General features: G+C 61.5%; 2 protein-coding genes. Both read left to right on the plus strand.

Going from position 1 to position 1,397, the window contains the following annotated elements:
* A partial coding sequence (locus EN991_RS36290; protein ID WP_164769662.1) for an ABC transporter permease occupies nt 1-490 on the plus strand: 490 nt, incomplete at its 5' end.
* A 38-nt stretch (nt 491-528) separates the two neighbouring features.
* Nucleotides 529-1,397 (plus strand): ABC transporter substrate-binding protein (locus tag EN991_RS36295; protein ID WP_164769663.1); only part of this gene is annotated, 869 nt, incomplete at its 3' end.

A 1,397-nucleotide genomic window follows, 5' to 3' on the forward strand; every position in this document is an offset into this window, starting at 1 on the left:
GTATCCACTGGTGGTGCTGTTCCAGAACGTGCCGAAAGTCGCGCTCGCGCCGATCTTCATCCTCTGGTTCGGCTATGGGCTGGCGCCCAAAATCGGCCTGATCCTGGTCATCGCCTTCTTCCCGGTGACGCTGTCGATGCTGGCGGGCATGCAATCGGTCGACCGCTCGCTGCTGTCGCTGATGAATTCCGTCGGGGCCAGCCCGACGCAGATTCTGTTCAGGATCCGCGTTCCGCACTCGCTGCCGAACCTGATGGCCGGAACCAAGATCGCCGCCACGTTGAGCGTGATCGGCGCCATCGTCGGTGAGTTCGCCGGGGCGTCGGACGGTCTCGGCTACGTCATCCAGTTCGCGTCGACCCAGCTCGACACGGCGCTGGTCTTCGCAGCGCTGCTGCTCGTTTCCGTGCTTGGCATCGCCTTCTACTACGCCGCCGAAATCCTAGAACGCATCGTGGTGCCGTGGGCGCCGAAATTCAGCCAATCCTAGGCCCGCTCGATCAACCAATTCATAAAAGGGAACAAAAAATGCTGAGACGCTCACTTATCAAGGCCGCTACCTTCGCGGCGTTTGTTGCAGCACTCGGTTTTTCCAACGCGGCTCTGGCGGCGGACAAGGTCAACGTCCAGCTCGACTGGGTCGTGCGCGGCAATCACGCCATGTTCTTCGTCGGCAAGGAAAAAGGCTTCTTCGCCAAGAACGACATCGATGTGGCCGAGATCCGCAAGGGATCCGGCTCGCCGGACGCGATGCGGCTGGTGGGCAATGAGAACGCGGATTTCGGGTTCGGCGATCTTCCCACGCTTGCCGTCGCACGGTCGCAGAATGTCCCGGTCGTGGCGCTGGCAGCCGTCAATCAGCACTCGCCGCTGGGGATCATTTCGCTGGCCAAGACGCTGAAGCTCACCAAGCCGTCCGACCTCAAGGGACTGACCATCGGCATTCATCCGGCCGGTTCCACCTACATCTTCTTCAAAGGCTTCCTGGCCGCCAATGGCCTGACCGAAAAGGACATGACGCTGAACAGCGTCTCGCCTCCCTATGAAAGCTATTTGCTGCTTGGCCGGGTTCAGACGGTCGTCGGCTATATCGATGCGGAGGTTCCCGAACTGGAAGCGAAGGCCGGGGGCCCGGGCTCGCTCAGCATCATGATGGGGGCGGACTATGGGTGGAAAGCCTATGGCTCCGGCCTGTTCACCTCGCAGGCGATGATCAAGGACAAGCCGGACGTCGTGCGCCGCTTCGTCAAGGCATATAGGGAGGCCTTCGACTATGTCGTGGCTCATCCGGAAGAGGCCGCCGAGATCACGGCCAAGGCAGCGCCCGGCTATGCGGACAAGAAGGACGTACTGCTGGCGCAGATCAACGCCGACATCGCCTCGACGTTCACCAGCCC

This window comes from Mesorhizobium sp. M7A.F.Ca.US.005.03.2.1, from assembly GCF_003997795.1.
Taxonomy (GTDB): domain Bacteria; phylum Pseudomonadota; class Alphaproteobacteria; order Rhizobiales; family Rhizobiaceae; genus Mesorhizobium; species Mesorhizobium ciceri.